A 13,717-nucleotide genomic window follows, 5' to 3' on the forward strand; every position below is an offset into this window, starting at 1 on the left:
CCCCCCCCCCCCCCCCGCCGATCGGCGGGGGTGGCGGGTCGAATCGTTGCCGACCCGATAGAGATCACCCGCCGAATCGGTGAATTCGTCGGCTTACGATCGAGCCTGTTTCGTGTCCGCCGGGGGCCACAGGCGAAGGAGAGAGCGCGATGGGCGGCTATGCCGTCGTCGACGTCGAGGCCACCGGCCGCAGCCCCTGGCGGCACCGGATCGTCGAGGTCGCCGTCGTCCTGCTGGACGAAGCACTCCGCACCGAGGAGGCCTTCGCCACCCTGATCGACCCCGGCGGCCCGGTCGGGCCCACCCACGTGCACCGGATCACCCAGGACGACGTGGTCGGCGCCCCGCGCTTCCGCGAGGTCGCCCCGTATCTGCTCGACCTGCTCGCCGACCGGGTCATGGTCGGCCACCACGTCACCTGCGACCACGCCTTCCTGGAGCGCGAGTACGCCCGGATCGGGGTGCCGCTGCCGCCCGTCCCGCTGCTGTGCACCATGCGCATGGCCCGCACCCGGCTGCCCGCCGCCACCGGCTGGGGCCTCACCGCCTGCGCCGAGGCGGCCGGCCTCGACCGGTTCCCGGCGCACACCGCGATGGGCGACGCCCGGGCCGCCGCCGACCTGCTCCGCCACTACGCCCGGGCCGGGGCGCTCCCGCCCGCCGACCACTCGGAGCCGGCGCGGGACGCTGCCCCGGCGCCGTGGCCGCGGCTCGGCCGGGCCCGCTCGCTGGCGGGCGGCGAGCTCGTCCCGCTGCAGCGCAGGGAGGCCCCGCTCGGGCCCTGGCCGCAAGGTCCGGCCGGATTCGGGGCAGGCGCTCCGGCGGGGCCCGGAACGGCGGCGGCCCCGCAGGGAGGCGAGTGATGCGCATCACTGTGGAGGGACAAATCGGACACCATCTTTGTGCACACGTTCACAAACGCATAGCCTGGCTGCCAAAGCCCAGCTTCACCCTCGGGAGCACCGTGGCAATCGGCCGACCCACCCAGAGCAGTTCGCAGGCGCCCGACACCGGCGCCGCGCGCCGACCCTCGCGTGCCCGGGGCATCCCGGAGGCGACCGTCGCCCGCCTCCCCCTCTACCTGCGGGCCCTGACCGCGCTCTCCGAGCGGTCCGTCCCCACCGTCTCCTCCGAGGAACTGGCCGCCGCCGCCGGCGTGAACTCCGCCAAGCTCCGCAAGGACTTCTCCTACCTCGGCAGCTACGGCACCCGAGGCGTCGGCTACGACGTCGAGTACCTGGTCTACCAGATCTCGCGTGAGCTGGGTCTCACCCAGGACTGGCCGGTCGTCATCGTCGGCATCGGAAACCTCGGCCACGCCCTCGCCAACTACGGCGGTTTCGCCTCCCGCGGCTTCCGGGTCGCCGCCCTGCTCGACGCCGACCCCGGCGTCGTCGGCACCACCGCCGCCGGCCTGCCCGTGCGGCACATGGACGAGCTGGAGTCCATCGTCGAGAGCCAGCAGGTCTCCATCGGCGTGATCACCACTCCGCCCGGCGCCGCCCAGCAGGTGTGCGACCGGCTCGTCGAGGCAGGCGTCACCAGCATCCTCAACTTCGCCCCCACCGTGCTGACCGTCCCCGACGGCGTGGACGTGCGCAAGGTCGACCTCTCCATAGAGCTCCAGATCCTCGCCTTCCACGAGCAGCGCAAGGCCGGCGAGGAGCCCGGCGGCGGCGACTCCGTCCTCGACCGGGCCCCCGGCCCGGTCCGTGCCGCGGCCGCCAAGCTGCGCCGCGCCGCGGGCGGCGCCGCCAAGTCCGAGCCCGCCAAGGGCGCCGACCGGTCCGCCCAGGGCCGGGCCGCCAAGACCGCTGCCGGTGCCAAGCCCGCCGCCGCGGGCGAGGGCGACCTCTCGGCGGTGATGCCGGCATGAGCCTGCTCGTCGTCGGACTGAGCCACCGCACCGCCCCGGTCGGTGTGCTGGAGCGCGCCGCCCTCACCGGCGAGGTCCCCACCCGCCTGCTGCACGACGCCGCCGCCTCGGCCACCGTCGCCGAGGCCGCCCTGGTCAACACCTGCAACCGGATCGAGCTCTACGCGGACGTGGACAAGTTCCACGCCGGCGTCGCCGAGCTCTCCCTGCTGCTCGCCCACCACAGCGGCGTCGACCTGGAGGAGCTCACCGCCCACCTCTACGTCCACTACGAGGACCGCGCCGTCCACCACCTCTTCTCGGTGGCCTGCGGTCTGGACTCGATGGTCGTCGGCGAGGGCCAGATCCTCGGCCAGCTGCGCGACGCCCTGGCCCGCGCCCAGGACGAGCACACCGCCGGCCGCGGCCTCAACGAGCTCTTCCAGCAGGCCCTGCGGGTCGGCAAGCGCGCCCACAGCGAGACCGGCATCGACAAGGCCGGCCAGTCCCTGGTGACCTTCGGACTGGAGCAGGTCGCCGCCGGCGCCGGCGACATCGCAGGCAAGCGCGTCCTGGTCGTCGGCGCCGGCTCGATGAGCTCGCTCGCCGCCGCCACCCTGGTGCGTTCCGGCGTCACCGACCTGCTGATCGCCAACCGCACCGCGGAGCGCGCCGAGCGGCTGGTCGCCATCCTCGGCACCGGCCGCACCGTCGACTTCGCCAAGGTCCCCGAGGCGCTCGCCGACGTCGACCTGGTGGTCTCCTGCACCGGCGCGGCCGGTGTGGTCGTCACCGCCGAGGAGGTCGCCGCCGCGGTCGCCGCCCGAACCGGCGACGGCCCGCTCGCCTTCCTCGACCTGGCGATGCCGCGCGACGTCCACCACGACGTCCACGAGCTGCCCGGCGCGCTGCTGGTCGACATCGAGAGCCTCTCCCACGCGCACTCGGCCGCCGGACCGGGCGCCGCCGACGTCGACGCCGTCACCGGCATCGTCGCCGACGAGGTCGCCGCCTTCGGCGCCGCCCAGCGCGCCGCCCGGATCGCCCCCACCGTGGTCGCGCTCCGCTCGATGGCCTCCGACGTCGTCAGCGGCGAACTCGCCCGGCTGGAGTCCCGGCTGCCCGACCTCGACGAGCGTTCCCGCGCCGAGATCGGCCAGACCGTCCGCCGCGTCGTCGACAAGCTGCTGCACGCCCCCACCGTGCGGGTCAAGCAGCTGGCCGCCGAGCCCGGCGGCGCCTCCTACGCGGAAGCGCTGCGCGAGCTCTTCGACCTGGACCCGGCGGCCGTGCACGCGGTCTCCGGCACCCCGGCGGCCTCGCCGGGCACCGGCCACGCCCCCCGCGGCGGAGCGGCCGGATGAACCCCGTAAACCCCCACCGGCACGACCTGGACGAGCACCCCATGAATGGTCAACTGAGCAGCCCCCCGGGCGCCCCCGAGCAGCCGCTGCGCCTCGGCACCCGGCGCAGCGCCCTCGCCATGGCGCAGTCCGGCATGGTCGCGCGCGAGGTGAGCCGGGTCACCGGCCGCCCGGTGGAACTGGTCGAGATCACCACCTACGGCGACACCTCCCGGGAGGCGCTGGCGCAGATCGGCGGCACCGGCGTCTTCGTCTCGGCGCTGCGCGACGCCCTCCTGGAGGGCCGCATCGACCTCGCCGTGCACTCCCTGAAGGACCTCCCCACCGCCGCCCCGGCCGGCCTGCTGCTCGCCGCCGTCCCGGAGCGTGAGGACTTCCGCGACGCCCTCGTCGCGCGGGACGGCCTCACGCTCGGGGAGCTGGTCGAGAAGCTCGCCGGCAGCGGCCGCACCGCCCGCGTCGGCACCGGCTCCCCGCGCCGGATGGCCCAGCTCAACGCCTGGGCCGCCGCCCGCGGCACCGTCCTGGAGACGGTCGCGATACGCGGCAACGTCGACACCCGGATCGGCTACGTGGCCTCCGGGGAGCTGGACGCGGTGGTCCTCGCGACCGCCGGCCTCAACCGGCTCGGCCGCAGCGCCGAGATCACCGAGCACCTGGACGACGAGGTGATGGTCCCGGCCCCCGGCCAGGGCGCCCTCGCCGTCGAGTGCACGGACGCCGCACTCGCCGCGCAGCTCGCCGCGCTCGACCACACGCCCACCCGGGCCGCGGTCGTCGCCGAGCGCGCCCTGCTGGCCGCCCTCGAGGCCGGGTGCTCGGCGCCCGTCGCCGCGCTGGCCACCTGGGCCGGCACCGAACTGCGGCTGGAGGGCGTGGTCGGCACCACCGACGGCGCCACCCTGCTGAGAATGACCGCCACCGGCCCGCTCGTCCTGGACGGGACGGCCGAGGAGCAGGCGGCGGCCCTGGGCCGCGCGCTGGCTGCCCGGCTGCTCGACCAGGGGGCGGCCGGCCTGATGGGGGAGCGAAACCGATGAGCCCCACCGCCGCCACCAGCCCCTCCAACGGCCCGGCCCAGCCCGCCGGCCGCTGCACCTTCCTGGGAGCCGGCCCGGGCGACCCCGGTCTGCTCACCCTCCGCGCGGTCGACGTGCTGGCCTCCGCCGACGTGCTGATCGCCGACCCGCTCACCGCAGCCGCCGTCCGCGCACACTGCCCGGCCGGCGTCCAGGTGCACAACCCCGCCGAGGAAGCGGGCCTCGACGTCGCCAGGATCGTCGCGGACGCCGTCCGCGCCGGCAAGCACGTGGTGCGCACCGTCGACGGTGACCCCGGCCTGGACGGCTGCGCCGCCGAGGAGATGCTCGGCTGCGCCGGCGCGGCGATCGCCTTCGAGGTGATCCCGGGCGTCGCCCAGTCGGTCGGCGTCCCGGCCTACGCCGGTGTGCCGCTGCGCGGCAGCCAGGGCGCGGACGTGCGCTTCGTCGACGCGGCGGCGCTGCTCGGCGGCGCCGGCGTCGACCTCGGCGCGCTGGAGACCACCCTGGTCGTCCGCACCACCCTCGGCCAGCTGCCCGCGACCGCCAACGCGCTGGTCGCCAACGGCCGCAAGCCCGAGGCCGCGCTCTCCGCGACCCTGTCGGGCACCACCACCCGTCAGCGCACCTTCACCTCCACGCTGGCCGGCATCGCCGCCGACCTGAAGGCGGCCCGGGTGCTGCCCTCCCCAGTGTCGGCCCCGGTCGACCCGGCCACCCCGGTGATAGCCGTGGTGGGCGAGCAGGTCGCCCACCGCGCCTCGCACTCGTGGTTCGAGACCAAGCCGCTGTTCGGCTGGAACGTCCTCGTCCCGCGGACGAAGGAGCAGGCGCACGGCCTTTCCGACCAGCTGCGCGGCTACGGCGCCGTCCCGCAGGAGGTGCCGACCATCGCGGTGGAGCCCCCGCGCACCCCGCAGCAGATGGAGCGCGCGATCAAGGGCCTGGTGACCGGCCGCTACGAGTGGATCGCGTTCACCTCGGTCAACGCCGTGAAGGCCGTCCGGGAGAAGTTCGAGGAGTACGGCCTGGACGCCCGCGCCTTCGCCGGCATCAAGGTCGCCGCGGTCGGCGAGACCACCGCCCAGGCGCTGGTCGACTTCGGCGTGAAGCCCGACCTGGTGCCCTCCGGCGAGCAGTCGGCCGCCGGCCTGCTGGAGGACTGGCCGCCGTACGACCCGGTCTTCGACCCGATCGACCGGGTGCTGCTGCCGCGCGCCGACATCGCCACCGAGACGCTCGTCGCCGGCCTGGTCGAGCTCGGCTGGGAGGTCGACGACGTGACGGCGTACCGCACCGTGCGCGCCTCGCCCCCGCCGGCCGAGACCCGCGAGGCGATCAAGGGCGGCGGCTTCGACGCGGTGCTCTTCACCTCGTCGTCCACCGTGCGGAACCTGGTCGGCATCGCCGGCAAGCCGCACAACGTGACCGTGATCGCCTGCATCGGCCCGGCCACCGCCAAGACCGCCGAGGAGCACGGCCTGCGGGTCGACGTGATGGCGCCCGCGCCGTCCGCCGCCGCGCTGGCCCAGGCCCTCGCCGAGTTCGGCGCCCGGCGCCGGGACACCGCGGTCGCCGCCGGCGAGCCGGTCTACCGGCCGAGCGAGCGCCGCCCCGGGTCGCGCCGCAAGGCCGCCCGTTGAACCCCGCCGCCGGGGAGGCCCCGAGCCTCCCCGGCGGCCTCGTGTCGTACCGGAGAGAGAAGCAGCAGTTGTCCGCCGAATTCCCGACCGTACGCCCGCGCCGCCTCCGCTCGACCCCGGCCATGCGCCGGCTGGTCGCCGAGACCCGCCTGCACCCGGCCGAACTGATCCTGCCCGCCTTCGTCCGCGAGGGCGTCACCGAGCCGAGGCCGATCACCTCGATGCCGGGCGTCGTCCAGCACTCCCGGGACACCCTGCGCCGGGCCGCCGTGGAGGCCGCCGAGGCGGGCCTGGGCGGCATCATGCTGTTCGGCGTGCCCGAGGTGCAGGACGCGGTCGGCAGCGAGGGCACCAACCCGGACGGCATCCTGCAGCAGGCCATCCGCGACGTGGTGTCCGAGGTCGGCGACCAGCTGGTCGTGATGTCCGACCTCTGCCTGGACGAGTACACCGACCACGGTCACTGCGGCGTGCTCGCCGAGGACGGCTCGGTCGACAACGACGCCACCCTGGAGCGCTACGCCGAGATGGCCGTGGTGCAGGCCGACGCGGGCGTCCACCTGGTCGGCCCGTCCGGCATGATGGACGGTCAGATCGGCGTGATCCGACGGGCCCTGGACGAGGCCGGCCACCAGGACACCGGCATCCTCGCCTACACCGCCAAGTACGCCTCGGCCTTCTACGGGCCGTTCCGCGAGGCGGTCGGCTCCTCGCTGAAGGGCGACCGCAAGTCCTACCAGCAGGACCCGGCCAACGCCCGCGAGTCGCTGCGCGAGCTGGAGCAGGACATCGCCGAGGGCGCCGACATGGTCATGGTGAAGCCCGCCATGTCCTACCTGGACGTGCTGCGGCAGATCGCGGACGCCTCCCCGGTCCCGGTCTCCGCGTACCAGGTCTCCGGCGAGTACGCGATGATCGAGGCCGCCGCCGCCAACGGCTGGGTGGACCGCGAGCGGATCATCATGGAGACCCTCACCTCGATCCGCCGGGCCGGCGCCGAACAGATCCTCACCTACTGGGCGGTCGAGGCCGCCCGGATGCTGCGCTAGGGCGTGCCCTCAGGGGGCGCGGCTGCACCACCAGGTGCCCCCGCGCGCCCCTGAAGCAGTGAGCGCCCCGTTCGTGCCGACGGCAGGAGGCCGGGCCGCGGGATCCCCGCGGCCCGGCCTCCGGTGCGTCTGCGGCCGGTCAGCCGATGTGGGCCTCGCCCTCGGCGCCGCCGCCGATGGACGTGCTGGTGGCCCAGCCCCACTGCTGGCCGATCACGGAGATGTTGTCGGTCTCGGCCCAGCCGTGACCCTCGCCCGCGACGAACGGGTCGTCGGCGGTGGCGACCAGGTGGGCGCCGCCGCCCGCGTCCACGTGCGCCTGGGCGGGCGCCGCGACGCCGGCCACGGCCAGCGCGCCGACGGCGGTCAGCAGGGCCTTGCCGAGCATGCTCTTCATGATGGAGGGGTCCTCTCTACGACGGTGATGCGGACTCAACTGATCACAACAAGCCGCCCCGGCCCGGCAACCACGCGCCCGGTACGACGCCCCGTCACCCGGACGCCCCGCCGGGACCGCTGTGCGGAGCGGACCCGGCGGACGGCGGCGGAGGGGCGGCCGCGGCCCGGCCGACGGACACCCGGCCGACGGACACCCGGCCGGGGAACGGCAACCGCCGGGCCCGGAGGAGCGGCTCCCCCGGGCCCGGCGGCAGATCGGACCGGCAGGATCAGCCGATCAGGTGGGACACGCCGCCGTCGCCGCTGCCCACGGTGTTCTGGCCCACCACGCAGGTCTGCTGCGGCTGGTTGTTGAGGACCGGAACCTCGATCGGCACGGCGAGGCCGACGACCGCGCCGACCGCGATGTTGTGGACCTCGGGCAGGCAGAGGTTCGGGTTGTCCAGCGTGTGGTAGTTCGGGCTGTGGTCACCGGTGGTGCCGGTGGCGTTGGTGCCGCCGTTGCCCTGGATGGAGGTGGCAGCACCGTCGGCGTCGCCGATCGCCATCGCGGGGGCGGCGGCCATGGCGACACCGGCGGCGGCGACGCCGGCGGCGGCGAGAGCCTTCTTGATCATTTCTGCGTTCCTTCGTGGGATCTTCGGTAGGGAGTGGAGCCTCGGCCCGACGGGTGGCTCACGCCGGGTGTCCTGCGCCGGTGTGGCCGGGGGAGCGGCCGCACCGGGGGGTGCGGGGGCGGGGCGCACGGGTCCCGCGGGGGCAGCGGGCGGGCGTCAGCCGATCAGGTGGGAGACGCCGCCGTCGCCGCTGCCGAGGGTGCCCTGGCCGACCACGCAGGTCTGCTTGGGCTGGTTGTTGAGGGCGTCGACCTCGACCGGAACCGCCACGCCGAGCACGGCCACACCGATGTTGTGGATCTCGGGGAGGCAGACATTCGGGTTGTCGGCGAAGTGGAAGTTGGGGCTGTGGTTGCCCCAGGTGCCGGTGGCGTTGGTGCCGCCGTTGCCCTGGATCGAGCCGGCGGAACCGTCCGCGTTGCCGATCGCGCCGGCCGGGGCCGCGGCGGTGGCGAGGGCGGCGGCTGCCAGGCCGAGGCCCGCGAAGGTCTTCTTCAGCATGGGATACCTCTCTGAAACGCTCGGGTGCGGCGGCTCGGCGGCCGTGCGCGGTGCTGGTGTGATCCGGTCGCGTCGCCGTCGAGCTGCGACATCCCATTCAAAGAGTGACCGCCGGGAAAGTTACGCAGATTCTTCGCAGGCGTCTGATTGATCATCAGGTCGGTGGTATTCCAGTCCGACTATTAGCCCGTAGCGGTTAACCGACGCAATCCCGCCGGTGGTCGGTCGTTGCGCAGATTGCTTTTCCGCGGGGCTCTTCCTGCGGAACCGCCTCGGTAGAACGCACTCGGACAGAACGGTGAATTGCATGAAGCTCTCCAAGCGGGCGACCGGCGCCCTGCTGCTCGCGGTCGGTGCCGGCGTCGTCTCCGCGCAGGGCGCGGCCGAGGCCCGGCCGATGACTCCCGGCGAGGTGGCGGCCGTCGAGAACGGCCTGGCGGGCCAGGAGGTGCCGTTCAACGTGCCGCTGCCGCTGCTCACCCAGACCGGCACGCTCTCCGGCGGGCTGCCCGCCTCGCCGCTGCAGCCGCCGGTGCCCGAGGAGCACCCGGGCGCCCAGCTCGTCCCGGACCGCATCGTCCCCGCGGTCAACACCGGCCGGGTCGGCCCGGCCGTCGACGCGGTGGTGCCGCTGCCCGCCGCCGACCGGAGCACCGAACTCGGCCAGGCCGTCCTCACCGTGCCCGCCGCGCCGATCCGGACGGCCGGCCCGGCCCTGGAGCTCGGTCAGCCGCTGCGCTACGCCACCGACCACAGCGGCGAGTTCGCGGACGGCGCGCTCTCCTTCGGCGAGCTCGACCCGCAGCTGGTCACCGCGCCGGTGCAGGCGGTGCCCGGCGCCAAGGCCTCGCTCGGCGGCGACGACCAGCGGGTCTCGGTCACCGACACGGTCGGCAACCTGACGGCGGCCGCCACCGGGGCGCTCTCCTCCGACGTGCTGGCACAGCCCGCGTTCTGAGCCGTGCGGCGGTGCACCGAGGAGCCCGGCACCCCCCGAGGGCGCCGGGCTCCGTCGGCGTGCCGCGGCGTCCGCGGGCCCGCCGCGGCACCGCCCGGGCGGCTCAGCCGGGCAGCAGGCCGAGCGCCGGGCCGACCACCGGCAGGCTCTGCGGGCCGCCGCCCGCGCTCAGTGGCGAGGTCAGCGGTGATGTGCCCACGGCCGGCACCCCGTTGTCGGGCTGGACGGCGACGCCGTTGTTCAGCACGTCCGCCGAGGACTGCGCCCACGGGTCGAGCCGCAGATTCTTCACCGGGGCCACCGCGTAGCCGAGCGCACCGGTCGTGCCGCCGACCACCTCCCCGGTGTCGGGGGACTGCAACTGGGCGGTGGGTCGGGGCAGTCCGGCCGGGGCGGTCTGCTCGGCGGCGGCCGCCGGGCCGGCCGCCGCGCCCACCGCGGCGGCCGCGCCGAGCGCGGCCAGCAGGCCGGTACGGGCCGTCTTCAGCACCATGGGGGATTCCTTCTGTCGGTGATGGGTGGGTGGGCCGCCGGCCGGTCCGCCGGGGCTACGCGAACTGCCCCCCGGCCGGCGGCCGGGGGGCAGACGCACGAGTCGTGCCGATCGCGGTGATCAGCAGTCCTCCTCCTGGACCTGCGGCGCGTCGAGGTTGGCGCAGGTGTTGCCGAACGCCGGGTTCAGCAGGCCGACCACGTTGACCGAGTTGCCGCAGACGTTCACCGGCACGTGCACCGGCACCTGGACCAGGTTGCCGGACAGCACGCCGGGCGAGCCCGCCGCGAGGCCCTCGGCGCCGGAGCTGGCGCTGGCGGCACCGGCGCCGCCGAGCACGATGCCGGCCGCGGCGGTGAGAACGGCGGCCTTCTTCACGTTCTGCATGGGAGTCGATCTCCTAATCACACACGGGGAGGGTGCGCCGCACCCGGCGTGGCCGGGTGCGGCGCGGACACGGCGTCAGCCGACGGCTGGTCAGCCGGCGTTGGCGCAGGAGTTGCCGAACGCCGGGTTCAGGGCGCCGATGACGTTGACGGTGTTGCCGCACAGGTTGACCGGGACGTGCACCGGGACCTGGACGAGGTTGCCGGACAGCACACCGGGGGAGCCGGTGGCGACGCCCTCGGCGCCGGAGCTGGCGGCGGCGACACCGGCGCCGGAGGCGACCAGGCCGGCGGCGGCGATGGTGAGGACGGTGGCCTTCTTGAACGTGCGCATGGAATTGTCCTTAGGTTCGTGCCCGGATTTCCTTCGGGAGGCCGGGCGCCGGGCGAATCGGAGTCATCGCCCGGCATTTCCTGGGTGCTCCGTGATTGTCACTCCCGCGGCTCAACTGGCGCGTGTCGCCCGTGGCTTGGGCGAGCCGTCGGCCGCATGCGGTCGTGTGCGCCGCCACCGGTTCCCGCACGGCCGGGAATCCGGCGCACCGCGGCGCCGCCGGGGGCGGCCCGGGGTCAGACGTTGGCGCAGGCGTTGCCGAACGCGGGGTTCAGCAGGCCGATCACGTTGACGGTGTTGCCGCAGACGTTGACCGGGATGTGCACCGGGACCTGGATCAGGTTGCCGGACAGCACACCGGGGGAGCCGGTGGCGACGCCCTCGGCCGTCGCGCCCGAGGCGGACGCGGTGGCCGCGCCGCCGAACAGCATGGCGGCGGCGGCCGCGGTGCCGAGCGCGCCGTAGGCGATCTTGCGCATGGTGCAGTCTCTTTCTGTTCGCGAGTCCCGCGTCTGGCGTGCCGTGGGCCGTGGGCGCCGCGGACCCGCCCGGGCGGGAGGGGCCGGCCGGACCGGGGATCCCCGGTCCGGACCGGTCGAGCCGGTACGCAGGGAAGAACGACCGCGACCGCCGGGGGAAACGGGCTGATCCCACGATCACCCGAATGCCTTCACTACTACGTCCGGGTGAATGTGCCGGTCTGTTCGGTACCGCACCGAGCAGGTCTCGTTGGGCCCGGTGCACGCCCCGTGCCCTTCCGTGCGGAGCCCGAGCGGTCCACCCGAGCGGCCCATGGAAGACCTGAACTACGAGGAGACTCATATGAGCGTCAAGAAGGCCGCCGCTGTCGGCGCCGCCGTCGTGGGCATCGTCGCTGCCGGTGCCGGCACCGCCATGGCGAGCGCCGGCGCCGAGGGCGTCGCGGCCGGTTCCCCCGGTGTCGCCTCGGGCAACAACATCCAGGTCCCGGTGCACGTGCCGGTCAACCTGTGCGGCAACTCGATCGACGTCATCGGCCTGCTGAACCCGGCGTTCGGCAACTCCTGCGCGAACGTCGGCTGACCGGGTCCCACGCCCGACGGCCGGTCCGCCGGCCGGGTCCGCGCGCACCGGGCCGCCGCCCGCGCCCCCTCCTCCTGGGGCCGGGCGGCGGCCCGTTCCGTCGCGCGCCGAGGCTTGTTGGACGAGGTGTCAGTTCCTAGCATGTGAGCCAGGCTCATATTCGCGCCCGCGCACCGGAGTTCCGCGCCACAGCCCCCACAGCAGTGCCGCTGAACAGAGCCGCCCGCACCGCGCGTACCACCCGCACCGCGCGTTCCACCCGCACCGTGCGTACCACCCGCACCACGCACCGCTCCACCGCCCGGCGCCCCGCCGTGCGGCCCCCACCCTCACAGGAGTCACGCGTGACCAGATCACCCCTGCCCGGCCTCCGCAGACGCCGTGCCGCCGGACTTCCGGCCGCCGTCCTGCTCGCCGCCGTCCTCGGCCTCGCCGGGCTGCCGGCCGCCGCGCCCGCCCGGGCCGCCGACGGCACCGGCGCCCGCCCCGCCGCGATCGTCGCCCTCGGCGACAGCGCCATCTCCGGCGAGGGCGCCGGCACCGACACCGGCGACGACTACGTGCCGGGCACCGACACCCCCGGCAACTACTGCCACCGCTCCACCAGGTCGGAGATCTTCCTCACCGGACTCCCCGACGTCGTCCCGCTCGACCTCGCCTGCTCCGGTGCGCAGACCGGCGACCTGGTCAGCGACCCCGGGCTGGCGAAGATCACCGGCCCGGGCAGCGGCGACTTCGGCGAGCCCAAGCAGGACGTCCAACTCGCCGACGCCGCGGCCAAGTACGACGTCAAGATGGTGGTCGTCACCATCGGCGCCAACGACGACTTCGACTTCAGCGGCATCATGCTCGCCTGTCTCGGCCAGTACTTCCCCGTCCCCAAGTCCCAGGGCTGCCGGGACACCATCGGCACCGCGGAGATCGCCGCCCGCGCCGAGCGGGTCAAGCCCAAGGTCGCCGCCGCGCTGACGAACGTCCGGGCCACCATGCGCCGGGCCGGCTACGCCGACTCCGCCTACCAGCTGGTCTACCAGTCGTACTTCACGCCGATCACGCCCGACATCCGGCGCAACGACTACCTCGGCAAGATCGCGGACGGCTGCCCGGCCTTCCCGGAGGACCTGGCCTGGGGCCACAACCTGGTCGTCCCGGCGTTCAGCGACGCACTGCGCGAGGCGGCCGGCCGGGTGCCCGGCGTGCGCTACCTCGACCAGCGGCGGGTCAGCTACGGCCACGAGGTCTGTGCCCGCTGGACGAGCTCACCCTACGAGTACACCAACGGCGACGTCATCGACGTCTCCGAGCGCACCCGCAACGGCTGCGACCAGGAGATCGGGATCCCCGGGGTGTGCATGAACATGGTCCGGCAGTCGTACCACCTGCGGGTGGCCGGCTACCGCGGCGAGGCCGCCTGCCTCGCCCAGTTCTACCGCCGGCCCGTGCTCGACCAGGCGTACTGCGCGCTCGACCGGACGAACACCACCTCGATCGCCCCGCTGACCGCCGGGCAGCCCTTCCCGGACACGCCCGAGGACGGCTCCTGGTACCGGTTCACCAACGCGGCGACCGGCCAGGTGCTCGACATCGCGGGCGGCGGCACGTACGGCGACGCCACCGACGGCCGGGCCGCCGTCGGCTACCGGCCGACCGGCGGGCTCAACCAGTCCTTCCTGCTGCGCGCGGCGGCCGGCGGCAGCTTCGAACTCGCCTCCACCGCCAACACGTCCATGTGCCTCGACGCCACCGGCGGCTCCACCGCCCCCGGCACCCGGCTCGTCCAGTGGCACTGCCACGGCGGCGGCAACCAGCACTGGCTGCTGCTGCCCACCGGGGACGGCCGCTACCGGATCGCCGACTCCCAGGACCGCACCAAGGTCGCCACCACGACCACCGCCCTCGACCCGCAGGGCAACCGCACCCTCGCCCTCGCCCCGGATGCCGGCACCCCCGACCAGCTCTGGCAGCTCGACAAGCTCGGCATCTCCTACCTGCCCGACTGACCGTCCACCGCGGGCG

Annotated in this window: 16 protein-coding genes; 9 read left to right on the forward strand and 7 right to left on the reverse strand. The window is 74.6% G+C overall.

Features of this window, described 5'->3' with window-relative positions; translation table 11 throughout:
- The first annotated feature begins 149 nt into the window (after positions 1–149).
- From KSNIM_RS21500 to hemB, 6 genes are all read left to right on the forward strand, one after another.
- On the forward strand, positions 150–863 hold the full coding sequence (locus tag KSNIM_RS21500) for a 3'-5' exonuclease (RefSeq protein ID WP_263104819.1): 714 nt from the start codon (positions 150–152) through the stop codon (positions 861–863).
- Between the two features lie 101 nt (positions 864–964).
- A complete protein-coding gene (locus KSNIM_RS21505) occupies positions 965–1,876 on the forward strand; it encodes a redox-sensing transcriptional repressor Rex (RefSeq protein WP_263104820.1) in 912 nt (303 codons plus the stop codon).
- Positions 1,873–3,219, forward strand: coding sequence for a glutamyl-tRNA reductase (locus tag KSNIM_RS21510; protein ID WP_263104821.1), 1,347 nt, complete (start codon positions 1,873–1,875; stop codon positions 3,217–3,219). The genes KSNIM_RS21505 and KSNIM_RS21510 overlap by 4 nt, the downstream gene beginning before the upstream one ends.
- 41 nt (positions 3,220–3,260) lie before the next feature.
- Positions 3,261–4,259 (forward strand): hydroxymethylbilane synthase, encoded by a 999-nt coding sequence (hemC, locus tag KSNIM_RS21515; RefSeq protein ID WP_263104822.1) that lies wholly within the window; start codon positions 3,261–3,263, stop codon positions 4,257–4,259.
- Complete coding sequence (locus KSNIM_RS21520) at positions 4,256–5,902, forward strand: uroporphyrinogen-III synthase (RefSeq protein ID WP_263104823.1); 1,647 nt, start codon at positions 4,256–4,258, stop codon at positions 5,900–5,902. The genes hemC and KSNIM_RS21520 overlap by 4 nt, the downstream gene beginning before the upstream one ends.
- Positions 5,903–5,970: 68 nt before the next feature.
- Entirely contained in the window at positions 5,971–6,951 is a 981-nt protein-coding gene (hemB, locus tag KSNIM_RS21525; RefSeq protein ID WP_263104824.1) for a porphobilinogen synthase, read from the forward strand.
- A 139-nt stretch (positions 6,952–7,090) separates the two neighbouring features.
- On the opposite strand, the gene KSNIM_RS21530 is transcribed toward hemB, so the two are convergent.
- The 3 genes from KSNIM_RS21530 to KSNIM_RS21540 form a co-directional block, all read right to left on the reverse strand.
- On the reverse strand, positions 7,091–7,348 hold the full coding sequence (locus tag KSNIM_RS21530) for a hypothetical protein (RefSeq protein ID WP_263104825.1): 258 nt from the start codon (positions 7,346–7,348) through the stop codon (positions 7,091–7,093).
- A 271-nt stretch (positions 7,349–7,619) separates the two neighbouring features.
- The gene (locus tag KSNIM_RS21535) at positions 7,620–7,967 is read right to left on the reverse strand and encodes a hypothetical protein (RefSeq protein WP_030267856.1); all 348 of its coding nucleotides are present in this window, start codon (positions 7,965–7,967) and stop codon (positions 7,620–7,622) included.
- A gap of 156 nt (positions 7,968–8,123) precedes the next feature.
- Complete coding sequence (locus KSNIM_RS21540; protein ID WP_263104826.1) at positions 8,124–8,468, reverse strand: rodlet layer protein; 345 nt, start codon at positions 8,466–8,468, stop codon at positions 8,124–8,126.
- A 307-nt stretch (positions 8,469–8,775) separates the two neighbouring features.
- On the opposite strand from KSNIM_RS21540, the gene KSNIM_RS21545 reads away from it, so the two are divergent.
- Entirely contained in the window at positions 8,776–9,426 is a 651-nt protein-coding gene (locus KSNIM_RS21545) for a hypothetical protein (RefSeq protein WP_263104827.1), read from the forward strand.
- 103 nt (positions 9,427–9,529) lie between these two features.
- On the opposite strand, the gene KSNIM_RS21550 is transcribed toward KSNIM_RS21545, so the two are convergent.
- From KSNIM_RS21550 to KSNIM_RS21565, 4 genes are all read right to left on the reverse strand, one after another.
- Positions 9,530–9,919, reverse strand: a complete 390-nt coding sequence (locus KSNIM_RS21550) for a hypothetical protein (protein ID WP_263104828.1) — start codon at positions 9,917–9,919, stop codon at positions 9,530–9,532.
- 120 nt (positions 9,920–10,039) lie between these two features.
- The gene (locus KSNIM_RS21555) at positions 10,040–10,306 is read right to left on the reverse strand and encodes a chaplin (RefSeq protein ID WP_263104829.1); all 267 of its coding nucleotides are present in this window, start codon (positions 10,304–10,306) and stop codon (positions 10,040–10,042) included.
- A gap of 90 nt (positions 10,307–10,396) precedes the next feature.
- On the reverse strand, positions 10,397–10,639 hold the full coding sequence (locus tag KSNIM_RS21560; RefSeq protein WP_263104830.1) for a chaplin: 243 nt from the start codon (positions 10,637–10,639) through the stop codon (positions 10,397–10,399).
- 236 nt (positions 10,640–10,875) lie between these two features.
- Positions 10,876–11,118 carry a chaplin gene (locus tag KSNIM_RS21565; RefSeq protein WP_317634043.1) on the reverse strand — a complete coding sequence of 81 codons (243 nt, stop codon included), beginning with the start codon at positions 11,116–11,118 and terminating at the stop codon, positions 10,876–10,878.
- Between the two features lie 313 nt (positions 11,119–11,431).
- On the opposite strand from KSNIM_RS21565, the gene KSNIM_RS21570 reads away from it, so the two are divergent.
- Both KSNIM_RS21570 and KSNIM_RS21575 read left to right on the forward strand, forming a co-directional pair.
- Positions 11,432–11,701 carry a chaplin gene (locus KSNIM_RS21570; RefSeq protein WP_411543752.1) on the forward strand — a complete coding sequence of 90 codons (270 nt, stop codon included), beginning with the start codon at positions 11,432–11,434 and terminating at the stop codon, positions 11,699–11,701.
- Between the two features lie 344 nt (positions 11,702–12,045).
- The gene (locus tag KSNIM_RS21575) at positions 12,046–13,701 is read left to right on the forward strand and encodes an RICIN domain-containing protein (protein ID WP_263104831.1); all 1,656 of its coding nucleotides are present in this window, start codon (positions 12,046–12,048) and stop codon (positions 13,699–13,701) included.
- The last annotated feature ends 16 nt before the right edge of the window (positions 13,702–13,717 follow it).

Origin of the sequence: Kitasatospora sp. DSM 101779 (assembly GCF_025655475.1) — a bacterium.
In the GTDB taxonomy this organism is placed as follows: Bacteria; Actinomycetota; Actinomycetes; order Streptomycetales; family Streptomycetaceae; genus Kitasatospora.

Coding starts and splice junctions, on each gene's coding strand:
- KSNIM_RS21500 (WP_263104819.1), top strand. CDS start 150: ATGGGCGGCTATGCCGTCGTCGACGTCGAGGCCACCGGCCGCAGCCCC.
- KSNIM_RS21510 (WP_263104821.1), top strand. CDS start 1,873: ATGAGCCTGCTCGTCGTCGGACTGAGCCACCGCACCGCCCCGGTCGGT.
- hemC (WP_263104822.1), top strand. CDS start 3,261: ATGAATGGTCAACTGAGCAGCCCCCCGGGCGCCCCCGAGCAGCCGCTG.
- KSNIM_RS21520 (WP_263104823.1), top strand. CDS start 4,256: ATGAGCCCCACCGCCGCCACCAGCCCCTCCAACGGCCCGGCCCAGCCC.
- KSNIM_RS21530 (WP_263104825.1), bottom strand. CDS start 7,348: ATGAAGAGCATGCTCGGCAAGGCCCTGCTGACCGCCGTCGGCGCGCTG.
- KSNIM_RS21535 (WP_030267856.1), bottom strand. CDS start 7,967: ATGATCAAGAAGGCTCTCGCCGCCGCCGGCGTCGCCGCCGCCGGTGTC.
- KSNIM_RS21540 (WP_263104826.1), bottom strand. CDS start 8,468: ATGCTGAAGAAGACCTTCGCGGGCCTCGGCCTGGCAGCCGCCGCCCTC.
- KSNIM_RS21545 (WP_263104827.1), top strand. CDS start 8,776: ATGAAGCTCTCCAAGCGGGCGACCGGCGCCCTGCTGCTCGCGGTCGGT.
- KSNIM_RS21550 (WP_263104828.1), bottom strand. CDS start 9,919: ATGGTGCTGAAGACGGCCCGTACCGGCCTGCTGGCCGCGCTCGGCGCG.
- KSNIM_RS21555 (WP_263104829.1), bottom strand. CDS start 10,306: ATGCAGAACGTGAAGAAGGCCGCCGTTCTCACCGCCGCGGCCGGCATC.
- KSNIM_RS21560 (WP_263104830.1), bottom strand. CDS start 10,639: ATGCGCACGTTCAAGAAGGCCACCGTCCTCACCATCGCCGCCGCCGGC.
- KSNIM_RS21565 (WP_317634043.1), bottom strand. CDS start 11,118: ATGCGCAAGATCGCCTACGGCGCGCTCGGCACCGCGGCCGCCGCCGCC.
- KSNIM_RS21570 (WP_411543752.1), top strand. CDS start 11,432: ATGGAAGACCTGAACTACGAGGAGACTCATATGAGCGTCAAGAAGGCC.